Raw genomic sequence first — 26,052 nt, 5'->3', positions numbered from 1 at the left:
ATGTGCATTATCGGTCATTGACGGGTGCCCCATATCGGCGTTCTTTCGTCGGCGTTGTTGCGTCGGCGTTGTTGCGTCGGCGTTGTTGCGTCGAATTCTGTCCGACGGTCCCGGAGCCGGACGGCCCGGTCAGGCGCCGACGTACGCCGCGAGGAACTGGCCGGTGAGCGTCGACCGGGCGGCGACAAGATCGGCGGGTGTTCCTTCGAAGACGATCCGTCCGCCGTCGTGGCCAGCACCGGGGCCGAGGTCGATGATCCAGTCGGCGTGTGCCATGACCGCCTGGTGATGTTCGACGACGATGACGGACTTGCCGGAGTCGACCAGGCGGTCGAGCAGGCCGAGAAGCTGCTCGACGTCGGCGAGGTGGAGGCCGGTGGTCGGTTCGTCCAGGACGTAGATGTCGCCTTTCTCGGACATCTGGCTTGCGAGCTTGAGCCGCTGCCGTTCGCCCCCGGACAGGGTCGTCAGCGGCTGGCCCAGGCCGAGATAGCCGAGTCCGACATCGGCCAGCCGGACGAGGATCGCGTGAGCGGCGGGCGTGCGCGCCTCCCCCGAACCAAAGAAGCTTTCGGCCTCGGTGACCGACATGGCGAGGACCTCGCTGATGTCGCGCCCGCCGAGGTGGTAGTCGAGCACGGATGCCTCAAACCGCTTGCCCTCGCAGACCTCGCAGGTCGTCGCTACGGTGGCCATCACGCCGAGGTCGGTGTAGATGACGCCTGCCCCGTTGCAATTGGCGCAGGCGCCCTCGGAGTTGGAACTGAACAGCGCAGGCTTGACTCCGTTGGCCTTGGCGAAGGCCTTGCGGATCGGCTCGAGCATTCCGGTGTACGTGGCGGGGTTGCTGCGCCGGGAACCCCGGATGCCACCCTGGTCGATCGACACCACCTCCGCCCCTGCCGGGATGCACCCGTGCACGAGCGAACTCTTTCCCGACCCGGCCACCCCGGTCAGCACGACGAGCACGCCGAGCGGGATGTCGACGTCGACGCCCTGCAGGTTGTTCTTCGTCGCGCCGCGGATCTCGAGCGCCCCCGTTGGCGTGCGCACGGTGTCCTTGAGGGCGGAGCGGTCGTCGAAATGACGACCGGTGAGGGTACCGCTGGAGCGGAGTTCCTCGACGGTGCCCTCGAAGCAGACCGTGCCGCCGGCCGTTCCCGCGCCAGGGCCGAGGTCGACGACGTGGTCGGCGATCACGATCGTCTCCGGCTTGTGCTCGACGACGAGCACCGTGTTCCCCTTGTCCCGCAGCTGCAGCAGCAACGTGTTCATCCGTTCGATGTCATGGGGGTGCAACCCGATGGTGGGTTCGTCGAAGACGTAGGTGACGTCGGTCAGCGAGGATCCCAGGTGCCGGATCATCTTGGTGCGCTGGGCTTCACCGCCAGAGAGGGTGCCGGCCGGCCGGTCGAGGGAGAGGTAGCCCAGTCCGATCTCGACGAAGGAATCGAGGAGCTGGCGCAGCGCGGTCAGGAGCGGCAACACGGAGGGTTCGTCGAGAGTGCGAACCCACCCGGCCAGGTCGCTGATCTGAAGGGAGCAGGCCTCCGCGATGCTGAGTCCTGAGATCGTGGAGGACCGGGCTGCCGCACTGAGACGGGTGCCACCGCACTCCGGGCAGGTCGTGAACGTGACAGCGCGGTCCACGAACACGCGGATGTGCGGCTGCATCGCCTCGCGGTCCTTCGAGAGGAACGCCTTCTGGACCTTGGGGACAAGGCCGTCGTAGGTCATGTTGATATCCCCCACTTTCACCTTGGTCGGTTCCCGGTACAGGAAGTCCTCGAGCTCCTGCGCGCTGTAGTCGCGGATCGGCTTGTCCGCGTCGAGGAAGCCCGACCCCGTGAAGATCCGCACACCCCAGCCGTCCGGGGTGTAGCCGGGAATCGTGAGCGCACCTTCGTTGAGCGATTTGGAAGCGTCATAGAGCTGGGTGAGGTCGATGTCGTTGACCGTGCCCATGCCCTCGCACCGGGGGCACATGCCGCCGGTGATCGTGAAACTGCGCCGTTCCTTCACGGTCTTGCCCGCCCGCTCGAGCGTGACCGCGCCCGCCCCGCTGATCGAGGCGACGTTGAAGGAGTACGCCTGCGGCGAGCCGATGTGCGGCTGGCCCAGCCGGCTGAAGAGGATGCGCAGCAGCGCGTTCGCGTCGGTCGCGGTTCCGACCGTTGACCGGGAATTGGCGCCCATTCGCTCCTGGTCGACGATGATCGCGGTCGTGAGCCCCTCGAGCACGTCGACGTCCGGCCGCGCGAGGGTCGGCATGAAGCCCTGCAGGAAGGCGCTGTACGTCTCGTTGATCATCCGCTGAGACTCGGCGGCGATCGTACTGAACACGAGGGAACTCTTTCCCGACCCGGAGACGCCGGTGAACACCGTCAAGCGACGTTTCGGGATGTCGATGGTGACGTTCTTGAGGTTGTTCTCCCTCGCGCCCTGAACCCGAATCAGATCGTGGATGTCGGCGGCGTGCAGAGGAAGGCTCATCATGGCTCCATTCAACCAGCATCGCGCAATGGTCGCCGGGGGTGAACTCCCCCGGCGACCATTGCGCGTCAGGGGCCGTCCTCGCTACAGTCTGGGTGGCCGAACCAGACGCCCACGCGTCCCCAGTAGTTTTTCGAGTCCGAGGAGCGCAATAATGTCTCACCCCGTCACCGAATTCGATCTCACGGTGGACCCGAGCCGCCTGAGCAAGCCCGAACTGACCACGATGCGAACCGCCATGGCCGTGGGCGGGGTCGTCGCCATCGTGCTCGGCGTGATGATCCTGGTCTGGTCTGGCGCGACGCTCAACATCATGGCCGTCCTTTTCGGCCTCTACTTCCTGATCGGCGGAATCGTCCGGATCGTTCGGGGCATCGTCATGGCCGGCGGCGGCGCAGGCGTCCGGGTGCTGAACATCCTGCTCGGTGTGCTGCTGCTCGTCGCCGGCGTCATCGCGATTCGCAATCCGATCGGGACCATCGCCGTGCTCGGCATGGTCATCGGGATCTCGTGGCTGATCGAGGGTGTTGCGGCGCTCGTCGAAACGGCGTCGGACTCGAGCAGGTGGTTCGGCATCCTCTTCGCGGTGATCAGCACCGTGGCCGGAATCGTGGTGCTGCTCTCCCCCGTGAACTCCCTCGGCGTGCTCGTCATCGTCGGCGGGGTGTTCCTGATCGTGTCCGGCCTGGTCCAGCTGATTGTGTCGTTCACGCTCGGACGCGGCGCGCGCACCAGCGTCACAGACTGACCTCGCTAGTCGGTGACCATGTCGGTGGTGTCGCCGACGTACCGGGTGTTGCTGGCGGGAACCGGCTCGACGGCGGCGAGGGCCACCTCTGCGGCGAATTCGCTCACGTTGTACAGGCGCCCGGCGGCGACCTTGCGGGCGCTCATGGTTCCGGGGCTCGAACGCTCGAGGAGCGTCGCCGTGACGGTGCCCTCGATGATGTCTCCGGAGACCACGACAAAACCGATGCCGTCGGAGTCGAGTTCGGGGATGAGCGCGCGCAGCGCGTCCTCACCCGCACGCTTACTCCGTGCGACCGGCACGTACTCGGGCATGGTCGGGGCTGTCTCGAAGAAGTGCGCCTGGTGGCTCGTGACGAACACGACCCTGGCACCGGCGCCCAGCAGGGGGCGAGCGGCCGCGAGCAGGTTGAGCTGGGCATCCCGGTTGAGCTTCATCGCGTAGTCGGGGGCCATCCCGGTTTCCATGCCGCCAGAGGCATTCATCACGAGGATGTCGAGTCCGCCGTATTCCGCGCGGATGGTTTCGATCATGGCTGCGACCGAGGCCTCATCGGTGAGGTCGGCGCCCGCGGTGATGGCCGTGCCGCCGGCCGCGCGGATGGCGTCCGCGACTTTGATCGCCCGCGCCTCCTTGTTGCGGAAGTTGATGACGACACTCGCTCCGGCTTCCGCGAAGATTCCGACGGTCGCGGCTCCCACGCCCCGGGAAGAGCCGGTGACGAGGACACGCTGTCCGTTCAGTGAACCTGCGGCAAGTGGGTTGGTCACACGAACTCCTCAAATAACGAACTGGGTCTAGCAGACGACCTTACCAAGAACCCCGACCCCGCCCGGGTCGGCACACCTGCTAGTTTGAGAAGGGGAACACAATGGGGAGGGTCACTATGGACGTATTCGCTGCGAATTACGCGTGGGTTGTCTGGCTGGTGCTCATACTGATCTTCATCACGATCGAGATGGTCACTCTTGACCTCACGTTCCTGATGATCTCCCTCGGCAGCCTCGGCGGCCTGATTTCCGGCCTGTTCGGTGTGCCGTGGTGGGGCCAGCTCGTGATCGCGGCGCTCCTGTCCATGGTGCTGCTGCTCGGCATCCGCCCGCCCCTGCTCCGGGTGCTCAAACGAGGTGGCGACCCGACCCTCAGCAACGTCGACGCCCTCCTCGGCCAGGACGGTCACATCGTGAGCTCGACCGGGGCCCTCGCCCAGGTGCGCCTCGCGAACGGTGAGACCTGGACTGCGCGCTTCTCTCCCCTCGTCGAGCCGGCCGTTTTTACGGCGGGCGAGCGCGTCATCGTCATCGCCATCGACGGAGCGACCGCAGTGGTCATCCCCGCAGAAAGGAACATTTCATGAATGATCCGACCCAGGTTGTCGTGCAGGTGATCGTTGTGGCCTTCGTCGCGGCCCTTGTCATCTTCGTGATCGTCACCCTCGCGAAATCCATCCGTATCATTCCTCAGGCCAGGGCCGGCGTCGTGGAACGCCTCGGGCGCTATCACAAGACGCTCATGCCTGGCCTCAACATCCTGATCCCGTTCGTCGACCGGCTCCGGCCCCTCATCGATCTTCGTGAGCAGGTCGTCTCCTTTCCCCCGCAGCCCGTGATCACCGAGGACAACCTCGTCGTGTCGATCGACACGGTCGTGTACTTCCAGGTGACGGATGCCCGGGCTGCGACGTATGAGATCGCCAACTACCTGGGCGCGGTCGAACTGCTCACGACAACGACCCTCCGTAACGTCGTCGGCGGGCTGAACCTCGAGGAAGCTCTTACGAGCCGTGACAACATCAACGGCCAGCTCCGCATCGTCCTCGACGAAGCAACGGGCAAGTGGGGCATCCGGGTCGGCAGGGTCGAGCTCAAGGCCATCGATCCGCCGCACTCCATTCAGGACTCGATGGAGAAGCAGATGCGCGCCGAGCGTGACCGTCGCGCGCTGATCCTGACCGCAGAGGGCACCAAGCAGTCCGCCATCCTCACGGCGGAGGGCGCCCGACAGGCAGCCATCCTCTCCGCGGAGGGCGACGCGAAGGCGGCCGTGCTCCGGGCCCAGGGCGAGGCCGAGGCGATCACGACCGTGTTCAGGGCGATCCACGAGGGCGACCCCGACCCGAAACTCCTCGCGTACCAATACCTGATGACCCTGCCGAAGCTCGCGGAGGGCAGCGCGAACAAGCTGTGGATCGTGCCGAGCGAACTCACCGAGGCGATGAAGGGCATCGGCCGCGCTTTCGGCGAGCGGCCCGTCGCCGATTCCACCACCGCCCCAGCCGCCGCTCCCCCGGCTGCCGCACCCGCGTCCGCCGGGCCGTCCGCGGAGATTCCCGCCGACGCACCGGCCGGCTCGCACGCCGCAGAGGGGTAGCCCCGTGGTCTCGGGCGGCTCCCCTGCATTCCTGGCCGGGTCGCCCCCGCGCATTTTCGCCCACCGCGGCCTCGCACTGAACGCCCCCGAGAACACGGTCCTCGCCTTCCGGCACGCGCTCGAGAATGGCGCGACCCACCTGGAGACCGACGTGCACGCCTCCCGCGACGGGGTCGCCGTGCTCAGTCATGACGCGCGTCTGGCCCTGCCCGAGTTGGACATCCCGCTCGAGGAGCTGCGTATCGCCGAACTGCAACGGATCGATCTCGGCTACGGCCAATCCTTCTCCTCACTCACGGAAGCCCTCGACGCCTTCCCGGAGGCGCGGTTCAACCTCGACGTGAAATCCGAGGGCGCTATCGCCGCGACGGCGGCCGCCGTCCTTGCCGCGGGCGCAACCGGGCGGGTCCTGGTGACCTCGTTCTCCGAGGAACGCCGCAGGAAGACGCTCCGGCTCCTTCCCGGCGTCGCGTCGAGCGCTTCCGCACCGGTGGTGGCTCGGTCCGTTGTCGCCGCGCGGCTCGGGAACAGGGCGCTGCTGCGACGCGTTCTCAACGGATGCGTTGCGGTCCAGGTTCCGGAGAAGGCCTCCGTGCTGCCAGTGGTGACACCTCACTTCGTGAGGGCCGTCCACTCGGCGGGCGTCGAGGTCCACGTCTGGACGGTCAACGACCCCACCGCCATGGAACGACTGCTGGACACTGGCGTCGACGGCCTTGTCACCGACCGACCCGACCTCGCCGCCGCGCTGGTCAACCGCAGATCCGACCGTGGAATCGACCGCTGAACAGCCCGCGACACGCCCGGCTGGCCATAAATCATACTTCCGAAACTGAGAGTTATCACCGAGTAGGGGCATAACGGAAAGATAACGCCCAGCTTGACGGTTTATAACTGAGAGTTGCATCGCGAGAGGAGACCACACAATGGCGGATCGCAGTTTGCGTGGCATGAGGTTGGGCGCACAAAGCCTTCAAAGCGAAGAGGGCGTAACCTTTTCACCACGAGTTAGTCACACATACCTGTGTGCAACGTGCTCACGAGAGACGGTGATGATCTTTTCGGCGGAGGCGGAAGCCCCCGACGAGTGGGAATGCCGGTTCTGTTCCCAGACGGCCACCCGGCTCGTCGATTCCAAGCCCGTCATCGTCGATCACTCGGCCGAGAAGGTACCGCGCACACACTGGGACATGCTCCTGGAACGTCGCACCCGTCCGGAGCTCGAGGAACTGCTGCAGGAGCGCCTCGCGTTCCTCCGCGCACGTCGCGGCCAGCAGAAGATCGGCGCCTGACACCGAGCAGACACTACGCACGCACCCGATTCCGTCGGGTGCGTTCTGCGTTAACCGGCCGGATCGATGCCACCGCTGCACGCCGGCGTGCGTCGCTCCGGGCGGACGGTGCGAAGAACAGACAGAAGACAAGCCCCGCGAGGCCGAGCCCGGAGACAAGCCACTCGACGTCCCGCCCGGCAACCATCGCGGGGGTCAGCGTCGTGCTGAGCGGAACGGTCTGCACCATGGCGCCGGGGACCCACGTCGGCAGGCTGTCCATCGTGTGGCCGTCGGGCGCGATGATGGCGCTCGACCCGACCGTCGAAATATTGACGACGGTGCGCCCGGCCTCGATGGCGCGCAGCCGGGCGATCGCGAGCTGCTGGACGCTCTCTTCCGTGTGCCCGAAGTCGGCGTTGTTGGTCTGCGCCAGGATGACCGTGGCCCCGGAGTCGATCATCTGGTGAACGAGCTGGTCGTCTGCGATGTCGAAGCAGATGGCGATGCCGGCCAGGATCCCGTTCACGTCGAAGACGTTCGGCTGGGTGCCGAGCTGGTAGTCCCGCGAGATAAGGTCGATCAGATCCGGGGCAAAGGGGCGCCAAAATGCCCGATCAGGCATGTACTCCGCGAATGGTACCGGGTGGACCTTGTCGTAGAGCGCTGTGACGCCCTCCCCCGCCTTCCAGAGCAGGCTCGTGTTGTAGTACTTGCCGTCCCGGTAAGTGATCGTCCCCGTGATGAGTGGGGCCATCATCGCGCGGCTCACGTAGTTGAGGACGTCGGCGGCGTCCTGCGACCGGGTCGGGTCGATGTCACTGCCGTTCTCCGGCCACACGACGAAGTCGACAGGCTGCCCGACCAGCGGGAGGGTTGCGGAGGTGTGGTCGGCGAGGATCTGCCCCGGCGAATACCGCGCAAAGAGCCCGGCATCGGAAGCGCCCTGGACGGCGGCGATCCTGGCCTCCCCCGACTGGGCGATGGACACCGCCGGCACGACGAGGAGCAGGGCGACGGATGCCGTGAGCACGGTCCACCTGGCCAGCACCCCCGAGCCGACCTCACGCAGCAGCTGCAGCGCGACCGCACTCAGCCAGACCATCAGGAAGCTGAGCCCGGACATCCCGACCCAGGCGACGAGGCCGGCAAACGGACTCTCCGACTGCGAGATCGCCACGCGGCCCCAGGCGAAGCCGCCATACGGCCAGACCGCGGAAATCGCCTCACGCGCCGTCCAGAGGGCGGCCACGACCAGCGGAACCATACCCAGGCGTCCCCATCGGGTCGGCCAGGCCAGAGGTCCGCGGTTGAGGACCACGGCGATGAGCCACAGCCCGACGCCGAAGAAGATCGCCTCGAGTCCGCCGAGCGCGAGCCAGGGCACCGGGCCGAGGTAGAGGGTGATCCAGCTGATGTGGATCAGCCAGAACGACAGTCCGGCGACCATGCCGACCAGTAGCGCCGGTCCCGGTCGGCGGCCGAGCAGGGCGAGAAACATCAGCAGCACGCCGACCGGAGCGAGGATCCACCAGGAGCGGTCGGGGAAGCCGCCATCGAGGATGGCGCCCGCGCCCGCGGCCAGCACCAGGGCGGCCGGGAGCGGCAGGCGGAAGTCCCCGCGGTCCGCGGTCCTCCCGACGCGGTTCACCTCTACGTCGACACGGTTCACCGGGGCGACGCTCACCTGCACGACGCTCACCTGCACGGCCTAGGCAAACGACGAGTATGCGACGATGCCGCGTCGAATGGCGTCGAGCGCGATCCGGGCGGTCGCGCCGACCGGGGCATCGGCGACGACGGACAGCTGGTCAAGGAGGTCGATGGTCTGCTTGGTCCAGCGCACGAAGTCCCCCGCGGCCATTTCGGCCTCGTCGAGGACTTCGATGAGCGAGCCGTCACGGGCCCATTTCCACATGGCGAGGCTGAGCCCGACCGCGAGCGGGTTACTGCCAGGCAGCTGGTGGTCCCGTTCGAGGTCGTCGAGACGGCTCCAGAGCTCCTGGGTGTCGTGCAGGGCTGCGCGGAATGGGCCCCGCGGCAGGTAGCGCTCGTCGATCAGTCCCTCTTCGCGTCTCGGTTCGAAGACGAGGGCGCAGGCCATCGCCGCGAGTCCGGCCGGGTCGAGGTCGTTCCACAAGCCGCGGCGCAGGGACTCGGCGACGAGCAGGTCCCTGTCGGCATAGATCCGCCGGAGGATGAGGCCGCTCTCGCTCAGGGTCACCGCACCGTCCCGGTCTTCGAGGAGGTAGCCGTAACCGAGGAGGACCTCGGTGACGCGGTCGAAGACGCGGGCGACGGCGCCGGTGCGGGTCGTGATCTGCTTGGTGAGGGCATCCGTTTCCCGACGCAGTTTCCACCACCGCTGCGCCCAGCGGGCGTGAGACTCGCGCTCGGGGCAGTTATGGCACGGATGCGCGCGCAGCCGCTTCCTGAGACTCGCGAGTTCACGCTGCCGGCGTTCCTTCGCCGCGCGGGCGCCGGTCTCCCCCGTGAGCGTCTCGCGTTCGACCTCGGTGAGCCGGCGGCGGATCGCCGAGTACTCGGTGAAGTCTCCGAGATGGCACACCATCGAGGCGGCGAAGCCCGTGAGGGATTCCTCCTGCTGGCGGACGGCCCTGGCCATGTCGACGACGGCCCTGTCGGCCTGGAACTGGGCGAATGAGGATTCCAGGACCGTGCGGGTGCGGTCACGGCCGAACTGGTCGATCAGGTTCACGGCCATGTTGTAGGTCGGCTTGAAGCTCGAATTGAGCGGGTACGTGCGCCGGGAGGCGAGCGACGCGACGGTCTGCGGGTCGAGTCCTGAGGCCCACTGGATGACCGAGTGGCCTTCGACGTCGATGCCGCGGCGGCCGGCGCGGCCGGTGAGCTGGGTGTACTCCCCCGGCGTGATCGGAACCCGGGCCTCGCCGTTGAACTTCTCGAGCTTGTCGAGGACGACGGTTCGCGCGGGCATGTTGATCCCGAGGGCGAGGGTCTCCGTCGCGAAGACCGCCTTGACGAGCTTCTTCTGGAAGAGTTCTTCGACGACCTCCTTGAAGGCGGGGAGCATGCCGGCGTGGTGGGCGGCAACGCCGCGTTCGAGACCGTCGAGCCATTCGAAGTAGCCGAGCACGCCGAGATCCTCGTCGAGCAAGGTGCGGCAGCGTTCGTCGACGATCGCACGGATCTCGGCCCGTTCCGCGGCATCGGTCAGGCGGACGCCCGCCCGCAGGACCTGGTTGACCGCCTGGTCGCAGCCGACCCTGCTGAAGATGAAGAAGATCGCTGGGAGCAGGTGCTTGCCGCCGAGGAGCCGGACGATCTCGGCGCGGTCCATCCTGCCCGGTTCGAAGGTCGACCGCGGCGGCTGCGACCGTCCGCGGTTGCCCCCGTGCCTGCCATCCTGGCGGACGGAGACCCCGCGGCCCGCTCCCTGGGCCAGACGGACCAGTTCCGGGTTCACCCGGTGCGTTCCCGCGGCGCCCGCAGCGTCGAACAGGTCGAGCATCTTGCTCTTGACGAGCACATGCTGCTCGAGCGGAACCGGCCGTTCCTCGGAGACGATCACGTCGGTCTCGCCGCGAACGGCCTGCAGCCAGTCGCCGAACTCCTCCGCGTTGGACACGGTCGCGCTCAGCGACACCATCCGCACGTTCTGGGGCAGGTGGACGATGACCTCTTCCCAGACCGCGCCGCGGAACCGGTCGGCGAGGAAGTGCACTTCGTCGAGCACGACGAAGGCGAGGTTGGTGAGCAGGTCGGAGTCCGCATAGAGCATGTTGCGCAGCACCTCTGTCGTCATGACGACGATCCGGGCCTGCGGGTTCACGTTGGTGTCGCCGGTGAGGAGTCCGACTTCGTCTGCCCCATACTCGGCGACAAGTTCCTGGAACTTCTGGTTGCTGAGCGCCTTCATCGGCGCGGTGTAGAAGACCTTCTTGGTCGACTGCTTCATCGCGAGGTAGATCGCGAACTCCGCGATCAGGGTCTTGCCCGCTCCGGTCGGTGCCGCCACGAGAACGCTGTTGCCGTCCTCGAGGGAGGCGCAGGCGGCGATCTGGAACGGGTCGAGGTCGAACCGGAGTCCGGCGCGGAAAGCTGAGAGCCTGGGGCGGCTCGCCCGGTCGCGGGCCGCTGCGAAGCGCTCGGCCGGCGTCGGCTCGGCCGGGTTCTGGAGAGAGGTCATGGTGGACGCCTAGAGCGCCAGCTCCTGTTCGAATGCGAGGACGCGCCTGGCGGCACGCCGGTCGTGCAGCACGGCCACCCCGTACGCGGCGAAGTACAGCACCACCATCGGGATGGCGAGGAGGAACATCGACACGACGTCGGCGGCGGGGGTCGCGATCGCGGTGAAAAGGATGATCACGAGGATGGCGACCCGCCAGGACTTGATGATCGACGTCGCACTGATCACGCCCGCGAAGTTCAGCAGCACGATGAAGACGGGCAGCACGAATGCGATCCCGATCGCGACGACGAGCTTGAGCACGAAATCGAAATAGCTCTGAGCGGTGATGAGCGCGGCGTCCTGCGAAGGCGCGAAGCCCGTCATGAGTTCGACGACGTGTGGCAGGACGTAGAAGCCGGCGGCACAGCCCGCCAGGAACAGCGGTACCGCCGTGAAAAAGAAGCCGAAGGTGTAGCGCTTCTCGGTTCGGGTCAGTCCGGGCATCAGGAAGGCAAAGACCTGGTAGAGCCACATCGGGCTCGAGATGACGATTCCGACGTAGACGGAGATCTTGAGCTTGAGGTCGAAGGCGCTCGTGATGTCCGGGTAGTTCAGCTGCGCGCTGCGCCCCTGTGCCGACGCGATCGTGTAGATCGGCTCCCTGAGGGCGTTCCAGACGAAATCGGACAGGAAATAGCCGATCACGGCGCCGACGAGAATTCCGGCGGCCGCGAGGAAGAGGCGTTTCCGCAGCTCGAGCAGGTGCTGTCCGAGGGACATCTTCCGGTCGGAGTTCGTGCGCCGAGGAGTGCGCCCAGGCACGGAGGTTACGGCTTTGTCGTCGGATCGGGCGCGTCGGCTCCCGGGGCGGAGTCCGTCCCCGGTGCGCTCTTCGTCTCAGCGGGCTCATCGCTGCGGATCTCACTTTTGAAGATCTTCATCGACTGGCCGAGGCTGCGCGCGAGTGCGGGAAGCTTGGGCGCACCGAAGAGCAGCAGAACGATGACAAGGATGATCAGGAAGTGCCATCCGGTCAGGTTGTTAAGCATGAGGGCGTGTCCTCTTCATCGGTGGGTCTGGTCTAACGATCGGGCCGTGTTGCAATAGCTTACCTCTGGCGATCCGACGATCCCGCCGTTCCTGCCTGGAGCGTTCACGCGCGGTGCGTTGCAGGTCGACGGTCAGGGCGAGTTCGTTCACGTTCTCGAAGATCGCAGGACGCCGCGGCGGCCGTGTCTCCTCAGCCGGGTCCGTGTCGAGTTCGCTCACAAGATCACCGAGCGCGCCGACCGCATCCGCGAGCGCCATCAGCTTCCGGAAGAGCGTGACGGCGAACCATGCCAGCATCCCGAGGAGGACCAGCACCAGGCCGGTCCAGATCAGCACCCAACTCCACCACGGCATCGGCTACTCCCCCGGCCCTGCCGGTGCACTGGATGCCGCAGGCTCCGAATATCGCGCCGCACCGGCATCCGCCCACGCGCGCACGATCTCGCGAGCGGCGGCGGGCTCGACGACGATGACGACCCCGGAGAGACCCGCGACGAGGCGTTTGAGTGCGTGGTAGTGCGAGACACGCAGGGTCGCCCTGACCCGGTCACCCCCGAGGTGCTGGACCGGGCGGCCGGAGAGGTAGTCGCCCAGGAGCGGCAGCGCACCGCCAGCGAGCTCGACGACAACATCCAGGTCGGATTCGGAGCCCTGGAACAGGGTGTCCGGCAGGACGAGTTCCTCGGTGCGGCTTGTCACGGGGCGATCGGTGACGGTGAGGGCGCTCATCCGGTCGAGCCGGAACGTCCGGACGGCTCCGCGCAGGTGGCACCAGCCGCGCAGGTACCAGTCCCGGTCGACGGATTCGACGCGGAGCGGGTCGACGTAGCGTTCTTCCTGCCCGCCGCGGGCGTTCAGGTAGTCGAACCTGACCTGGACGCCGGAGCGCAGTGCTGACTGGACGAGGGAGATGGCTTCTCCCGAGGTACGAGCGGATACGGCGAGCTGGCTCGGCGCGGCGGTGGCGCTTCGGCTGAGCTTGGCCATCAGGGATGAGATCGCATCCCGGTCGGCGTTCTCGGGAAGCGAGGAGAGGTACTGCAGTCCGGCGATGAGCGCGGCCGCTTCGCGGGCGGAGAACCGTGGCGAGTCCTCGATCGCCACGAGGTGGGTCAGCACGATCGTGTCGTCGGCCTCGAACTGGCCCCACTCGATGTCGAAGAGATCCCCGGGCAGGTACTGGCTCGTGTCTCCGGGCACCCCGGAAACGGCGATGAGGGTGACCGCGTCGCGCACCCGCTCAGGCGCGACGCCGAAGTGAGCGGCGACGTCCGTGACGCTGATGCCGTCGTGGTCGATGAGATAGGGAACGAGCGAGAGCAGGAACGTGAGCTTGTCAGGGGCGCCGAGCGGTACTCGGGGGCTCATGAGCGCACCTCGAGCGGCTCATGGGCGTCGCGGACGCGGAGCAACCTGTCGAGCACGGCGTCCCGGAGGGCCGGCGGGGAGAGCACGAGGACCTCGGGCCCGAACCCGGAGAGTTCGTCCGCGAGGATGTTGAGGTCCGTGTAGTGCAGGACGAGTGCCGCGGTCGACTGGGCGCCGCCGGAGGCATCCGCCGCCCGTTTGCCGAGACGCACCGCGGCATCGCTGCCCGGGAGGACCTCGATCTCTGCGACGTTGGCCGCGGAGAGCGCGTCGAGTTCGGCGAGGGCGGTCTGGCCGGCGTCCGGCCCGGATTCGGGTGCGACCAGGTCGGGGAGGACAACGACCGGTCCGACGATGCGGGAGAGCAGGAACGTGCGGGTTGCACCAGCGTCGAGGTCGGTACCGAAAAGGTGCCAGCGGCTTTCGTGCTGGACGACGGCGCGCGGCGCCACCTGACGGCGCCGGGGGGCCGCCTCGCCGGGCTTGAGGTAGAGGAAGGAGACCACGTGCGCGCGGTCCATGGCCTTGCTGAGCGGTTCGAAGGACGCGTCGCGGACCCTGAGGGTCGGGGCGTACCCGAGCACGGGGTCGCCGTCCGCTCCGCCGAGCGCGTTGAGCTTGGTCAGGGCGCGCCGGGACTCCGCCGAGAGCGATCCCTCTCGCCACACGGTCGCGGCGAGCTTGAGCAGCATCAGCTCGTCGCCGGAGAAGGACACGTCGGTCGGAAGTTCGTAGAGCCCCTTGGGGATCCGGTAGCGCAGGTACCGGTTGTTGCCGGGATCGTCGGGCTGTTCGACGGTCTCGAGCGGGATTCCGAGTTCGCGGATGTCGTCCTTGTCCCGCTCGAACTGCCGTTCCAGGCTCGCATTGTCGCCGCTGTGCACATAACGCTGCCGGTAGCCCTGAACGGTCGAGAGGATGTCGGCCTTCGTGAGGCCGATTTCCGTCGCTATCAGGGCCAGCACGAGGCTGAACAGGCGTTCTTCAACCGTGACGCGGTTGATCGGTTCGGGGGTGGTCGACACCCCGTGAGTCTAACCGAGCCCCGGTGGCCCGCCCGTGTCGCGCGGTGAGAAGCGGATGCGACTCGTTGCCCGGGTCTCTGTTCAGTCGCGTGTGGGTGGTCCGGTGAGGACCTGGTGGGCGCGGTGTCGGTTCGGTGGCCGCCAGAGCCGGTGCGGGTCGATCAACCCGGGGGCCCGCACTTGCGGTGATCCTTTCACCATGCGGATCTCCCACCCCGAGGTGTCGATGGTGTGGTGGTGGAACCAGCACAGGAGCACCCCGTTGTCCACGTTCGTCGGGCCGCCGGTGGCCCACGGCTTCACATGGTGGACCTCGGCCCAGTGCGCCGGGGCTTTGCACCCGGGGATGATGCAGCCGCCGTCCCGGGCGGTGATCGCCCGGCGTTGGGCCCGGTTGAAGTAGCGCCGTTCCGGACCGAGCTTGAGGACTTGGTTGTTCGCCCCGAACAGGACCCCTTGGAAGCCGCCGTCACAGATGCGCTGATGCACCGTCTTGAGCGACACCGGCGCTTCGACCCCGTCGATCCACCCGACCCCGATCCCGGAGGCGAGGTCGGCCGCGTTCACGTGCACCATCACCGTCGGCGCCGACCCGCCCATGCTGGGCGTGTCCGTGTCCCGGGCGGCGTGTTCGAACAACGCCTGCAGGATGTCAGCGCGTTTCTCCCCGCCCGTGCGGGTGTCCGCGCGCCGCTCCCGCAGCTCCGCCTCGATCACGTCAAGATCCGGGCCCGTGTCGGTCTCGCCGTCCGCTGCCTCGGCGCCGGGGACCAACTGCCCCGAATCCATCAGGGCCTGTTCCTCGGCGGTGGGGAACGCCGGGCGCGCGTGGAAACTCAGGAAAGCGTCGAAGAGGGTGTTCATCACCCCGAACAATTCCGGTGTCACCCCACCCTTCACCGGATACAAGCCGTTCTTGAGTTGTCCGAAGCCGATGTTGGACTTCGCCTCGAACACGTCCTCCTGCGGGAGCACCCCGTCGGGGTCGAGGATGGCCTGCCACTGCGCGACCATGCCCCGGATCAGGTCCGTGGTCACCGGCACTCCTGCCCCGGCCAAATCCTCCGTCTCCGGGGTGATCAGCCCGGCCGCCGTGGCGACCAGGGCACGCTCCGCCGTCAACAAGTCATCCGGCGCCACCCGGTGACTGATCACCTGCAACCCCTCCACGATCAACTCCGCCGTCTCCACACCGATCTCCCCAGCGGTCAGCGCGGCCCCGACCGTCGGGAACAACGGCGGCAACCAGCTACTCCCGCCGCACGGCCGCGGCAACACCGCGTCGCCGAGCTTCGTGCGCCGCTTCACCTCCCGGGCCGAGACCCGCGTCACCCGGGTGAGCACATCCCACGGACCCTTGCAGCCCATCCGCCAGGCCAGACCCTCGCGGCCGAGCACCCGGGCCCGCCGGTCCACATCCGTCGCGGTGTTCACCCGGGCCGCATCCACGGTCCGCCCGATGGCCTCCACTTCCTTCAGAGCAGCGACCGCTTCCGCATCACTGAGCAGCCCGACCGGGATCGCCGCCAGGGCCTCTGTCAGAGCGGCCTGGGCTTCGGCGAGCCGGGCGACAGCATCCGCATGAACCGATGGCACCGACCCGGCCAGACCGTCAGCGCCCTCGAAACCCACGGCAACCGCCACGGGATGGGCCGACTCGACACCCACGATGGGCTGATCACCCGCGGCCCCGGAACGGGGTGTCTGCGGGGTGTGTGACTGGGAATCCGAAGCTCCTGCCATACCCCGATTCTACCCCAAATCGGACAGAAATACGAGACTTACTCACATAATTTTAGGCTGTCCAGCCCAAGTTTCATACCTGAAAACGAGTGCGCCGAGCCCGTGATGGCTAACTCAGGAGATCCGCCTGGGCGACCGTTGCCGGCCCAGGGACCAGTGCGGCCGATCCCACCCAGCCACAAGGATCTCCTGGGTTAGCCACCGCCATGCTGCTCGATGCGCCCGCATCATCCCGGCCAGAGATTCGTTGGGGCATCCGTGCCGACCCTGCCGATCCGGCGAAGGCGCGGCTCAGTCGCCCGAAGGTGCGCTCTTGAGCATCCCCTGCACTCGCGAACGTAGGGTGACGCGTGAGGGCGTGGAGCGGTGGGGCTAGCCGATGCCGAGGATGTCGATGACGAAGACGAGGGTGGAGCCGGCCGGGATCGTTCCCTGCGCTGCGTCTCCGTAGCCCTTCGCGGGCGGGACAACGGTGAGGATCTGCGAACCCACGGTCTGTCCGATGATCGCGGTCGCGAAGCCGGGGACGACGCCGCCGGAGGTCTTGGAGCCGTCGACGGCGAGGAGCTGTGCCGGCGCGCCCTTGGTCCAGCTGGAGTCGAAGACCTTCTTGTCCGCCCAGAGGACGCCGGTGTAGTGCACAGTGACCGTGTCGCCCTCCTTCACGGTGTCGCCGGTGCCCTTCTTCAGGACCGCGACCTGGAGGTCGGCCGGCGGCGTGCCGCCCGGAATCGTGATCCCCGGAGTGCCGTTGGCGTCGAGCACGACGGCGGGAAGACCGTTGACCGGAGCCTGGTCGGCACCATTCGCCCGGAGAAGGTAGGTCTTCACGACGTCGATCACGAAGACCAGGGAGTCCGTTGCGGCGATCCCGAGGGTGGAGTTGCCGCCCTGAGGTCCGAATGCGTCATCCGGTGAGACGACGACGGCGATGCGCGAGCCGGCCTGCGCGCAGGCGAGACCGTCCGTGATGCCCTTGATGGTCTGGTCGTTGAGGGTGAGCACGTTCGTGCTCGAGCTGTCGTACTTGCTGACCTGGATCGGCGAGCCCGTCGTCCCGTTGTAGACGTTCAGTTCGATCTTCGCCTGCTGGCCGGTGACGAGCCTGTCACCGGAGCCGGGGACGATGACCCTGCCCTGGGTCGTCCCCGTCATGAGCGGGGTCGGGAAGTCGACCTTCGGAACTGCGCCGAGGTTGTCGTTGACGGAAACGAGCTTCGAGGCGGCGCCATCGCTGATGGGTGCGACGCAGCTCGACGCGGCATCCGCACTGCTGCTGCACCCGGTGAGGGCGGCAAGCAGCAGGCCGGCAGTCGCAATGAGGGCAGAAGCTCTACGCACAGGATCTCATTTCAGTGTGGGACGTTCAGCGTGCGGCGCCCTCTGGCGCCCACAGTCGGGAGGCCGAACACGGCCGGAGCCTATCCTAACCGGCGTCGGCTGCGGTGTCGGTCGTGGTGTCGGTCGTGGCCTCGGTGGTTCCGGGCACGTCGAGTGGCGCGGCGACGACGGCCGGCCCCCGCCCGTCGAGGCCTCTGGCCTTGGAGGTGGCCGCGCCGGCTTCCGCGATCCGCACCCGCTTACGCATGACCTTTCCGCTCACGCTGCGTTCGCCGAGTGCGCCAGGGGTCCAGGCCTCGACATCAGCGTCGGAGAAGTCGGTCTTGGACGGCCGGCGCTTGAGCTCGGGCAGGATCGTGTCGGGTGCGAGGCGCCGTGCCGTGATCAGGAATCCGGTGTGGCCGATCATCCGGTGGTCCGGGCGTACCGCGAGGCCCTCGACGTGCCAGCCGCGCACCATTGTCTCGTTCGAATCCGGGTTCGTGTAGAACCCGGTTCCGCGGATGGCCTCGGCGACGCGGGAGAGCTGGGTCACGGTCGCGACGTAGCAGAGCAGGACCCCGCCAGGCTTGAGCGCGGCGGAAACAGCCTCGAGGCATTCCCAGGGGGCGAGCATGTCGAGCACGACCCTGTCGGCGGTCTGGTCGGGGACCGCGGACGGCAGTGCGTCCGCAAGGTCCCCGAGGGTGATCGTCCAGTTCGTAGGGTCGGCGCCGAGGAAGGTCGCGACGTTGTCCCTCGCGACGTCGGCGAACTCGGCCCGGCGTTCGAACGAGGCGAGGTGCCCGGCCGGCCCGATCGCGCGGAGGAGCCACAGCGACAGCGCGCCCGAGCCCACTCCGGCCTCGACGACCGTCGCGCCGGGGAAGATGTCGGCCTGGGCGAGGATCTGGGCGGCGTCCTTGGGGTAGATGATCGCAGCTCCCCGCGGCATCGACATCACGAAGTCGTTGAGCAGCGGGCGCAGGGCGAGGTGCTCGACCCCGACATTGTTCACGACGACGGATGCATCGGGCAGGCCGATGATGTCGTCGTGCGCGAGGATTCCCCTGTGGGTGTGGAAGACCTTGCCCGGCTCGAGCGTGATGGTGTTGAGCTTGTTCTTGGGGCCGGTCAGCTGAACGCGGTCGCCGACCCGGAAGGGCCCGCTGCTCTGGATGACCTGGGTGTATGCGCCGTTCGGGGTGATGCCGTTGCCGGCGGCGCTCCTGGTGCCGGTGTCGCTCATGTTGTCGGTGTCGCTCATGCGTGGGTGTCGTCCTCGGTCGGATGCGGGCCGGAACCGGGCCGCGCGGGTACCCCGGCGACGGCAGCGCGCCGCTCGGCAAAGACAGTGTGAACGCCGGCCAGCGTGCGGCCGTGCAGGGTCGGCCACAGTTCGTACCGGGCGCTCGCCTCGATCTCGACCATGTGCGGAACCGCGATGACAACAGCGCCGGAGGCGACGGCCGCTGCAACGCCGGGCAGGGAGTCCTCGACGATGACACAGTCGGCGGGCGTGACGCCCAGCAACCGGGCGGCCGAGAGATACGCCTCAGGGTGCGGTTTGCTCTGGAGGACCATGTCACCGGCGACGATTGCATCGAATGCGGCGAATCCGACCTGGTCGGACACCTGCTTCGCCATCCGGTGTTCCGACATGGTCACGAGGGCCATCGGGATGCCCGCGGCCTTGACCTCCGTCATCAGTTCGAGGGCGCCGGGGCGCCAGGGTGCACCGAATTCGCCGAGGAGACCCTGGACCCGCGTGGTCAGACGGTCGACGATCGCCTCGGCGTCGAGGCGGACACCGCGATCCTGCAGAATTGCCGCGGAGTTCAGCAGGCCGCTTCCGACCAGGAGTATGCAATCGCTGTGCGTCCAGACACCGCCGAAGCTCTCGACGAGCTCGGTTTCGGCACGCATCCAGTACGGTTCCGAGTCGACGATCGTGCCGTCCATATCCCAGAGCACGGCTGCGGGCAGGGGCGAATTGGGAAGGAACGGGTTCACAGGGTCCAAGTGTAAGGGGCACCGCTTATCCTTGACTGACGGTGCTTTTCCGGGCGCCCCGGCAGATCGAGGTTTCACGCAGTGACAGATGGCAATGGATTCCTGGGCGGACGCCTCCTCGTGGTGGCGTTTGCAGGCTGGAACGACGCGGGTGAGGCCGCGACCGGTGCCGTGGGCATCCTGAGGGACCTCCTCGACGTGTCTTCCCTTTTCGAGGTGGACCCCGAGGTCTACTTCGACTACCAGTTCAACCGGCCGACGATATCCACGGATGACGAGGGTCACCGCCAGCTCGAATGGCCCGGCGCGACCCTGTTCGGTCCCGCAGAGCCCGGCGTCGTCGGGGAGCCCCTCGCCGACGACGCGCAGCTGCGCGTGAGCGGCAGCAATGCGGGCAACATCTACCTCCTGCTCGGCACAGAGCCGAGCCGCAGCTGGAAGGGATTCACCGCAGAGGTACTCGACGCGGCCCTCGCTGCGGACATCGGCGGAATCGTCTTCCTCGGCGCCATGCTCGCGGACGTTCCGCACACCCGCCCCATCTCGATCTTCGTCTCGAGCGAGAACCCCGAGGTGCGCAGCGAGCTGCAGATCGAGCGCAGCAGCTACGAGGGTCCCGTCGGGATCCTGAGCGTGCTCTCGCACGCGGCAGAGCTCGTCGGCATCCCGACCCTCTCGATCTGGGCGTCTGTCCCCCACTACGTGCACAACGCGCCGTCGCCGAAGGCGATGCTCGCCCTGATCGACAAGCTCGAGGAGATCATCGACGTGGTGATCCCGCGCGGTGACCTGGTCACCGAGGCCGAGGAATGGCAGACCGGCATCGACACCCTCGCGGCGGACGACGAGGAAATGGCGGCCTACATCAACCAGCTCGAGCAGGCCAGGGACACGGTCGACTCGCCGGAGGCGAGCGGCGAGGCGATCGCCCAGGAGTTCGAGAAGTACCTCCGTAAGCGCGGCGACGGCCGCGACGGCCAGGCCGGGCGCGCGGACGGTCGTCCGGGTCCTGACGTGCCCCGTCAGCCGTAGCCCTCCGCCGGGCTAGAGCGTGATGCCGAGCAGGGCGTCGATGGCCATGGCCACCAGTTCCGGCGCGGCCGTGCCCGCTTCTGCGGCGGCGTCCAGGACCCGCAGCGCGGCCGGGGTGTCGAGGTCGTTGACGAGCGCTGCCCGCAGCGCGACGATGACCTCGTCTGCGCTCGCGACGGCATCCGTGTCGACGTCGTCGACCAGGCCCTCATCACCCGTGCCATCGGCAACGGCGTTGGGGACGCTCGTGTCGGAGGTGGCACGACCGAAGGCCCTCGCCCACGCCTCAAGGCGCGCTTCGGCTGCGGAGAGCGAGTCGGCGGTCCATTCCCAGTCGCTGCGATAGTGCTGCGCGAGCAGGGCCAGGCGGATGGCCCGGGGGTCGGTGCCCCCGGCGCGCAGGGCAGACACGAGCACGAGGTTGCCGAGCGACTTGCTCATCTTCTCGCCCTGGTAAGCGATCATGCCGGTGTGGCTGTACACGCCGGCGAGCGGATGCCCCGAGAGGGTGGCCGCATGGCCGGCGCTCATCTCGTGGTGCGGGAAGATCAGGTCTGAGCCGCCGCCCTGAACGGTGAAGTCCGTGCCGAGTTCGGTGAGGGCGATCACGGAACATTCGATGTGCCAGCCGGGACGGCCGGCGCCGACGCGCGAGTCCCAGGCCGGTTCGCCCACCCGGGCGGCACGCCAGAGCAGCGGGTCGAGGGCGTCGCGCTTTCCCGCACGGTCGGGGTCGCCGCCACGCTGGGCGAACAGGATCAGCATCTGCTCGCGGTCGAGGTTGCTCTCGTCGCCGAGCCGCCAGGGCGCCACCCGCTCTGCAGCGGCGATGTCGAAGTAGATGTCGGAGCCCGCGGCCTCCGCCGGACCTGCGGTGTCCGAGAGCTCGGCGGCGTCGACGGCAACGGCGTAGGCGACGCCGTCGTCCCAGAGCTGGGCGACCGCGTCGGCGACCGCTTCGATGACCTCGGTCACGGCGACGTAGTTGTCCGGAGGGATGATGTCGAGGGCTTCCATGTCCGTGCGGAACAGGTCGACCTGGGACGACGCGAGGTCGCGCCAGTCGACGCCGGTAGCCGTCGCCCGTTCCAGGAGCGGGTCGTCGACATCCGTCACGTTCTGCGCGTAGTGCACGCGGTAGCCGGCGTCGAGCCAGACCCGCTGCAGGGTGTCGAAGGCGAGATAGGTGTTCGCGTGGCCGATATGCGTCGCGTCATACGGCGTGATCCCGCAGACGTAGAGCCGGGCGACGTCGACCGGTTCCGCGAGCACGAGTGCTTCCGTCGCCGTGTCGTACAGGCGCGGTGCTTCGGAGTTTCCGGGGAGGACGGGGATATCGGGGTGTCGCCAGGCGCGCATTCCCGGACCCCTAGGCCGCGATGGTGTTGGTCGCGAGCAAGGCCATCAGTGCGAAGCCGAGCACGATGCGGTAGATGACGAAGGGCAGGAAGCTGCGCTTGGAGATGTAGTTCATGAAGAATCCAATGACGAACAAGGCGACGATGAAGGCGACGACGGTCGCGACCGCGGTCTCGGCCGGGCCGAAGATCTCCGGGGTGCAGTTGGTGGCGCCTTCGAGGCAGGGGTGCGCGACGGCCTTGTACATTTCGTAGAAGCCGCTGCCGAGCACAGCCGGGATGGCAAGCAGGAACGCGTAGCGGGCGGCGGCGCGGCGCTCGTAGCCCATGAACAGGCCGGCCGTGATTGTTCCGCCGGAACGGGAGACGCCAGGGATGAGCGCGAGCGCCTGGGCGAAGCCGTAGATGACGCCGTGCGTGACCGTGATGTCCTTCAGGCGGCGCCGGTGGGCCCCGACCGCATCGGCGACACCGAGCAGCACGCCGAAGACGATGAGAACGGTTGCGGTGATCCAGAGGTTGCGGAGGGTGGACTCGATCTGGTTCTGGAAGACCAGGCCGAGGACGATGATCGGGAGCGATCCGAAGATGATGAGCCAACCCATCCGCGCGTCGGGATCGCTGCGAGGGATCTTGCCGAAAAGTGCCTTGACCCAGTGCGTCACGATGCGCGAGATGTCCCGCCAGAAGAACAGCACGACGGCCGCCTCTGTGCCGATCTGGATGATCGCGGTGAACCGGGCGCCCGGGTCCCCGCCCATGCCGAGGAGTTCGCCGACGATGCGGATGTGAGCACTCGAGGAGACCGGGAGGAACTCGGTCAGACCCTGCACGAGTCCCAGGATGATGGCGTTGAGGAAGTTCACCGGTGGCTCGCTTTGCTAGTAGGTCGACAACAGGTCGGTAAGGACCCGCCTGCCAAAGACTAGCGCGTCGAGCGGAACCCGCTCATCGACCCCGTGGAACATTCCCGGGAAATCCAGCTCGGCGGGAAGACGGAGCGGGGCGAACCCGTACCCGCGGATTCCAAGCTTGGACAGGGCTTTGTTGTCGGTTCCAGCGGACAGAAGGTAGGGCAGCACGGGGGCGCCCGGGTCGTGCCGGTGCAGGCTTCCGACGACGGCGTCGACGAGCGGGCCCCCGAAATCGGTCTCGAGGCCGATGTCCCTGTGCATCACGACGATCTCGATGTCCGGGCCGACGAGGCTCGCGACCTCGGCGAGCACCGCGTCCTCTTCGCCGGGCAGGGTGCGGATGTCGATGAGCGCTTCGGCGAGGTCGGGGATCACGTTGTGCTTGTATCCGGCCTTGAGCAGCGTCGGGTTGGTCGTGGTGCGCAGGCTGGCCTGGATGAAGCCGGACGCTGTTCCCGTCGCGAGGGCGAGTTCGTCGGGCCCGACCCGTTGTGGGTCCACGACGAGGATCCGGGCGATCTCGGCGAGCAGCTGGGTCGTGGTGTCGGTCAGCCGGATCGGCCATTCCCGGCGGCCGATCGCAGCGACGGCCGTTGCGAGCTTGGTGACGGCGTTGTTCCGGATCAGCCTCGAACCGTGGGCGGCGTCGCCGCGGGCGACGAGCTTGATCCAGATCAGGGCCTTCTCCCCGGTCTGCAGCAGGTAGGCGCGCTGGCCGCCGAGGGTGATCGAGTACCCGCCGACCTCGCTGATCGCCTCGGTGGCGCCCGCGAAGAGCTCCGGGCGAGTGTCGACGAGGTAGTGCGAGCCGAGCACTCCCCCGGCCTCCTCGTCGGCGAAGAATGCCACGATGAGGTCACGGGCCGGTGCCTCGCCCGCGCCGAGGATGTCGCCCAGTGCCGCGAGGATCATCGCATCCATGTTCTTCATGTCGACGGCCCCGCGACCCCAGAGCAGGCCGTCCTTGATGACACCGGCGAAGGGGTCGACCGACCAGGTCTCCGGGTCGGCGGGGACGACGTCGAGGTGGCCGTGGACGACCAGGGCGCCCGCGTCGCGGTTCCGGCCGGGCACGCGCACGACGACACTCGTGCGCCCCGGCTCGGAGTCGAAGAGCTCCGGCGTGAGGCCGAGGCCCCTGAGGTGCTCGGCGACGTACTCCGCGGCATCCGTTTCGCCGTTGGAATGGCCCTCACCGTAGTTCGTCGTGTCGAACCGGATGAGGTCGCGGGCGAGTTCCGCGGTCAGATCGAGGGGTGTTGCCGGATCGGTGTCGTCTGCCCTGGAAGCCATGACTTCACGCTATCGGTTGTCGTCATCGACCGGGGTCGTGCGCGGTCAATGACCGCCAGGTGTCGGGCGTGTGGCCGGGGTGTGCCGGAGGGCCTCGAAATCCGTGCTAGATTATTGACTCGTCAGCCGGTCAACGGCTGGCCAGCACCAGCCCGGGTGGCGGAATGGCAGACGCGCTAGCTTGAGGTGCTAGTGCCCTTATGGGCGTGGGGGTTCAAGTCCCCCCTCGGGCACAGAATGAAGATACGGCAACACAGGTTCTTCGCTGTGAAATGAATAGGTCGAGACATCCAACGGATGTCCGGCCTATTTTTTTGCCTGATTGCTGCTCCGACGCGGACAGCCCACCCGCGAGGTAAACTCGCCGTCACAGTCGATCACCGGACCGACAGTCCCGTAGATCGCTCGGAGACGGAGGCGCATGTTGCGTCCTGAGCGTGCGGCTACACCGAACGCACGACGCGTCTCCCGCCGCTGGCCGCTCATCAGCGGCCTCGCAGCCGTCGCCCTTGCCTGTGCGCTGGGCGCTCTGATCGCAACGCGCGACCATGGGCTGCCGTTGTCCATCGATGCGGAATGGATGCGGGAACTGATTGAAAATCGGGAACCCATCTGGCAATTCCTTGCACTTACGATGGACTTCCTCGGAGGCGGCGTTGTGGCGTCCCTCGTCGTGCCGGCGCTCGTCGCCGTCGCGCTGCTTGTGGCACGACGTCCCTGGGCAGCGGCTTACTACCTGGTCGCGACAGTCGTCACCGGAGGCGCCGTCCAACTCCTCAAACAATTCTTCGGACGCGCACGCCCCGAGAATCTCCTGACGAATCTCGATTTCGGATCTTTCCCATCTGGCCACGTTGCCAACGCCGCGACGATGGCCGCAGTCATGGCGATTCTCCTGCCACGCATCTGGGTTGTGGTCGCCGGGACCGTCTACACGGCCCTCATGATGATCAGTCGCACCTATCTCGGTGCACACTGGCTCACCGATACCCTGGGCGCCCTGCTGCTCGGAATCGGCGTCGCGATTGTCACGTGGGCGCCGCTCGCCGCCAGGCTCGACGGTGAACGCGCGCTCGCCAGGGAACGCAGGTAACGATCAGTGAAAGGAATGGCCCCGTGAAACCTCCCCGCACCAACGACCAGCGGCCTTCCCGGCACGGCATGCGCACGAGATTCATCGCAGAGGAACGCGTGCTGGAGCCCGCCTCTCGCCGGCGATTCTATGTGACGTCGATTGTTCTGGTCGGCTTCGGCGTCGTCTGTTTCACGGCAATCCTCGCCTCCGTCCTGCAGCACGACGGACTCACCGAGGTGGACACGCCTGTGCAGGACTGGCTCTTCGGTATGCGCTCGCCAACCCTGACCGCGATCATGATCGGACTGGCGATCGTTTTCGGGCCTGTCGCGCTTCCCATCCTTCTTCTCGTCGTGTGCGTGGTCTGGGGCATCCTAGGCAAGCACGGCCGACGTCCACTGATCCTGGCATCGGGCATGTTGGTCGGAGTCGTGCTGGCGCAGCTAATTGGCCATGCGGTGGACCGCCATCGGCCGCCGACCGATCTCATGCTGTTCGGCCCCGATCCATCCTTCTCCTTTCCGTCCGGACACGTCCTGGGCGCATCAGACTTCGTCCTGTTGACCGCATATCTCGTGTTCTCCCGTCGTGGAAGCATCCGCGGCGCATGGGCAGGCTTCGGCTTCGCGCTCCTGTGCATTGTCGCCGCGGCCGTCAGTCGCGTCTATTTGGGCTACCACTGGGCAACGGATGCCCTGGCGTCCGTCTCGCTGTCCCTGGTGATTGTGGGCGCCGTGATCGCCTTTGACACGTGGCGAAGCCTTCGGGCTTCCGAGGAGCCCCAGATCACGATCCCGCCCTCTTCGGACTGACCTGAACCCGCGTG

The 26,052-nt window shown here is 67.3% G+C and carries 24 protein-coding genes and 1 tRNA gene; 9 read left to right on the top strand and 16 right to left on the bottom strand.

Annotation, left to right across the window (positions count from 1 at the left end; genetic code table 11):
• Positions 1-129: 129 nt before the first annotated feature.
• Entirely contained in the window at positions 130-2,496 is a 2,367-nt protein-coding gene (locus RCH22_RS06660; RefSeq protein ID WP_327013278.1) for an excinuclease ABC subunit UvrA, read from the bottom strand.
• Positions 2,497-2,647: 151 nt separating this feature from the next.
• Here RCH22_RS06660 and RCH22_RS06655 point away from each other — a divergent pair, with 151 nt between their 5' ends.
• Complete coding sequence (locus tag RCH22_RS06655; protein ID WP_327013277.1) at positions 2,648-3,241, top strand: DUF308 domain-containing protein; 594 nt, start codon at positions 2,648-2,650, stop codon at positions 3,239-3,241.
• 5 nt (positions 3,242-3,246) lie between these two features.
• On the opposite strand, the gene RCH22_RS06650 is transcribed toward RCH22_RS06655, so the two are convergent.
• Positions 3,247-4,011 carry an SDR family oxidoreductase gene (locus RCH22_RS06650; protein ID WP_327013276.1) on the bottom strand — a complete coding sequence of 255 codons (765 nt, stop codon included), beginning with the start codon at positions 4,009-4,011 and terminating at the stop codon, positions 3,247-3,249.
• 116 nt (positions 4,012-4,127) lie between these two features.
• Here RCH22_RS06650 and RCH22_RS06645 point away from each other — a divergent pair, with 116 nt between their 5' ends.
• The 4 genes from RCH22_RS06645 to RCH22_RS06630 all read left to right on the top strand — a co-directional run bounded on the left by RCH22_RS06645 (position 4,128) and on the right by RCH22_RS06630 (position 6,903).
• Positions 4,128-4,598 carry an NfeD family protein gene (locus RCH22_RS06645; RefSeq protein ID WP_327013275.1) on the top strand — a complete coding sequence of 157 codons (471 nt, stop codon included), beginning with the start codon at positions 4,128-4,130 and terminating at the stop codon, positions 4,596-4,598.
• On the top strand, positions 4,595-5,611 hold the full coding sequence (locus RCH22_RS06640; protein ID WP_327013274.1) for an SPFH domain-containing protein: 1,017 nt from the start codon (positions 4,595-4,597) through the stop codon (positions 5,609-5,611). The genes RCH22_RS06645 and RCH22_RS06640 overlap by 4 nt, the downstream gene beginning before the upstream one ends.
• A gap of 4 nt (positions 5,612-5,615) precedes the next feature.
• On the top strand, positions 5,616-6,398 hold the full coding sequence (locus tag RCH22_RS06635) for a glycerophosphodiester phosphodiesterase family protein (RefSeq protein ID WP_327013273.1): 783 nt from the start codon (positions 5,616-5,618) through the stop codon (positions 6,396-6,398).
• Between the two features lie 139 nt (positions 6,399-6,537).
• Positions 6,538-6,903 carry an RNA polymerase-binding protein RbpA gene (locus tag RCH22_RS06630; protein ID WP_134446560.1) on the top strand — a complete coding sequence of 122 codons (366 nt, stop codon included), beginning with the start codon at positions 6,538-6,540 and terminating at the stop codon, positions 6,901-6,903.
• A gap of 13 nt (positions 6,904-6,916) precedes the next feature.
• On the opposite strand, the gene lnt is transcribed toward RCH22_RS06630, so the two are convergent.
• The 11 genes from lnt to RCH22_RS06575 all read right to left on the bottom strand — a co-directional run bounded on the left by lnt (position 6,917) and on the right by RCH22_RS06575 (position 19,554).
• Complete coding sequence (gene lnt, locus RCH22_RS06625) at positions 6,917-8,584, bottom strand: apolipoprotein N-acyltransferase (RefSeq protein ID WP_327013272.1); 1,668 nt, start codon at positions 8,582-8,584, stop codon at positions 6,917-6,919.
• 9 nt (positions 8,585-8,593) lie between these two features.
• Positions 8,594-11,053 carry a DEAD/DEAH box helicase gene (locus tag RCH22_RS06620; protein WP_327013271.1) on the bottom strand — a complete coding sequence of 820 codons (2,460 nt, stop codon included), beginning with the start codon at positions 11,051-11,053 and terminating at the stop codon, positions 8,594-8,596.
• Positions 11,054-11,062: 9 nt separating this feature from the next.
• Entirely contained in the window at positions 11,063-11,815 is a 753-nt protein-coding gene (tatC, locus tag RCH22_RS06615; RefSeq protein ID WP_327013270.1) for a twin-arginine translocase subunit TatC, read from the bottom strand.
• A gap of 47 nt (positions 11,816-11,862) precedes the next feature.
• On the bottom strand, positions 11,863-12,084 hold the full coding sequence (gene tatA / locus RCH22_RS06610) for a twin-arginine translocase TatA/TatE family subunit (RefSeq protein ID WP_134446564.1): 222 nt from the start codon (positions 12,082-12,084) through the stop codon (positions 11,863-11,865).
• Positions 12,077-12,439: a hypothetical protein gene (locus tag RCH22_RS06605; protein ID WP_327013269.1), complete on the bottom strand. Its 363-nt coding sequence runs from the start codon at positions 12,437-12,439 to the stop codon at positions 12,077-12,079. Before RCH22_RS06605 ends, tatA begins: the two co-directional genes overlap by 8 nt.
• A 3-nt stretch (positions 12,440-12,442) precedes the next feature.
• Positions 12,443-13,453 carry a WYL domain-containing protein gene (locus RCH22_RS06600; RefSeq protein WP_327013268.1) on the bottom strand — a complete coding sequence of 337 codons (1,011 nt, stop codon included), beginning with the start codon at positions 13,451-13,453 and terminating at the stop codon, positions 12,443-12,445.
• Complete coding sequence (locus RCH22_RS06595) at positions 13,450-14,478, bottom strand: WYL domain-containing protein (RefSeq protein ID WP_327013267.1); 1,029 nt, start codon at positions 14,476-14,478, stop codon at positions 13,450-13,452. Before RCH22_RS06595 ends, RCH22_RS06600 begins: the two co-directional genes overlap by 4 nt.
• Before the next feature lie 81 nt (positions 14,479-14,559).
• Positions 14,560-16,221 (bottom strand): DUF222 domain-containing protein, encoded by a 1,662-nt coding sequence (locus RCH22_RS06590; protein ID WP_327013266.1) that lies wholly within the window; start codon positions 16,219-16,221, stop codon positions 14,560-14,562.
• Between the two features lie 372 nt (positions 16,222-16,593).
• The gene (locus RCH22_RS06585) at positions 16,594-17,562 is read right to left on the bottom strand and encodes an FKBP-type peptidyl-prolyl cis-trans isomerase (protein ID WP_327013265.1); all 969 of its coding nucleotides are present in this window, start codon (positions 17,560-17,562) and stop codon (positions 16,594-16,596) included.
• An 85-nt stretch (positions 17,563-17,647) separates the two neighbouring features.
• Positions 17,648-18,808 carry a tRNA (adenine-N1)-methyltransferase gene (locus RCH22_RS06580; protein WP_327013264.1) on the bottom strand — a complete coding sequence of 387 codons (1,161 nt, stop codon included), beginning with the start codon at positions 18,806-18,808 and terminating at the stop codon, positions 17,648-17,650.
• Entirely contained in the window at positions 18,805-19,554 is a 750-nt protein-coding gene (locus tag RCH22_RS06575; RefSeq protein ID WP_327013263.1) for an HAD family phosphatase, read from the bottom strand. The genes RCH22_RS06580 and RCH22_RS06575 overlap by 4 nt, the downstream gene beginning before the upstream one ends.
• Before the next feature lie 81 nt (positions 19,555-19,635).
• Here RCH22_RS06575 and RCH22_RS06570 point away from each other — a divergent pair, with 81 nt between their 5' ends.
• Positions 19,636-20,586 (top strand): PAC2 family protein, encoded by a 951-nt coding sequence (locus tag RCH22_RS06570; RefSeq protein ID WP_327013262.1) that lies wholly within the window; start codon positions 19,636-19,638, stop codon positions 20,584-20,586.
• 12 nt (positions 20,587-20,598) lie between these two features.
• On the opposite strand, the gene mshC is transcribed toward RCH22_RS06570, so the two are convergent.
• Genes mshC through RCH22_RS06555 form a run of 3 tightly spaced genes read right to left on the bottom strand, consistent with a single transcriptional unit; the run spans position 20,599 to position 24,151 of the window.
• Positions 20,599-21,945, bottom strand: a complete 1,347-nt coding sequence (gene mshC, locus RCH22_RS06565; RefSeq protein ID WP_327013261.1) for a cysteine--1-D-myo-inosityl 2-amino-2-deoxy-alpha-D-glucopyranoside ligase — start codon at positions 21,943-21,945, stop codon at positions 20,599-20,601.
• A gap of 10 nt (positions 21,946-21,955) precedes the next feature.
• Entirely contained in the window at positions 21,956-22,810 is an 855-nt protein-coding gene (locus RCH22_RS06560; RefSeq protein WP_327013260.1) for an undecaprenyl-diphosphate phosphatase, read from the bottom strand.
• Positions 22,811-22,825: 15 nt separating this feature from the next.
• Positions 22,826-24,151: a M20/M25/M40 family metallo-hydrolase gene (locus RCH22_RS06555; RefSeq protein WP_327013259.1), complete on the bottom strand. Its 1,326-nt coding sequence runs from the start codon at positions 24,149-24,151 to the stop codon at positions 22,826-22,828.
• A 150-nt stretch (positions 24,152-24,301) separates the two neighbouring features.
• Between RCH22_RS06555 and RCH22_RS06550 the strand changes: the two genes are divergently transcribed.
• The 3 genes from RCH22_RS06550 to RCH22_RS06540 all read left to right on the top strand — a co-directional run bounded on the left by RCH22_RS06550 (position 24,302) and on the right by RCH22_RS06540 (position 26,038).
• Positions 24,302-24,384, top strand: a tRNA-Leu gene (locus tag RCH22_RS06550).
• A 188-nt stretch (positions 24,385-24,572) separates the two neighbouring features.
• A complete protein-coding gene (locus RCH22_RS06545; protein ID WP_327013258.1) occupies positions 24,573-25,244 on the top strand; it encodes a phosphatase PAP2 family protein in 672 nt (223 codons plus the stop codon).
• A gap of 23 nt (positions 25,245-25,267) precedes the next feature.
• A complete protein-coding gene (locus RCH22_RS06540; RefSeq protein ID WP_327013257.1) occupies positions 25,268-26,038 on the top strand; it encodes a phosphatase PAP2 family protein in 771 nt (256 codons plus the stop codon).
• Positions 26,039-26,052 lie beyond the last annotated feature (14 nt).

The organism is Cryobacterium sp. GrIS_2_6 (assembly GCF_035984545.1).
In the GTDB taxonomy this organism is placed as follows: Bacteria; Actinomycetota; Actinomycetes; order Actinomycetales; family Microbacteriaceae; genus Cryobacterium.
The sequence above is the reverse complement of the archived record's forward strand: the minus strand, read 5'-3'. Positions and strand labels throughout refer to the sequence as shown.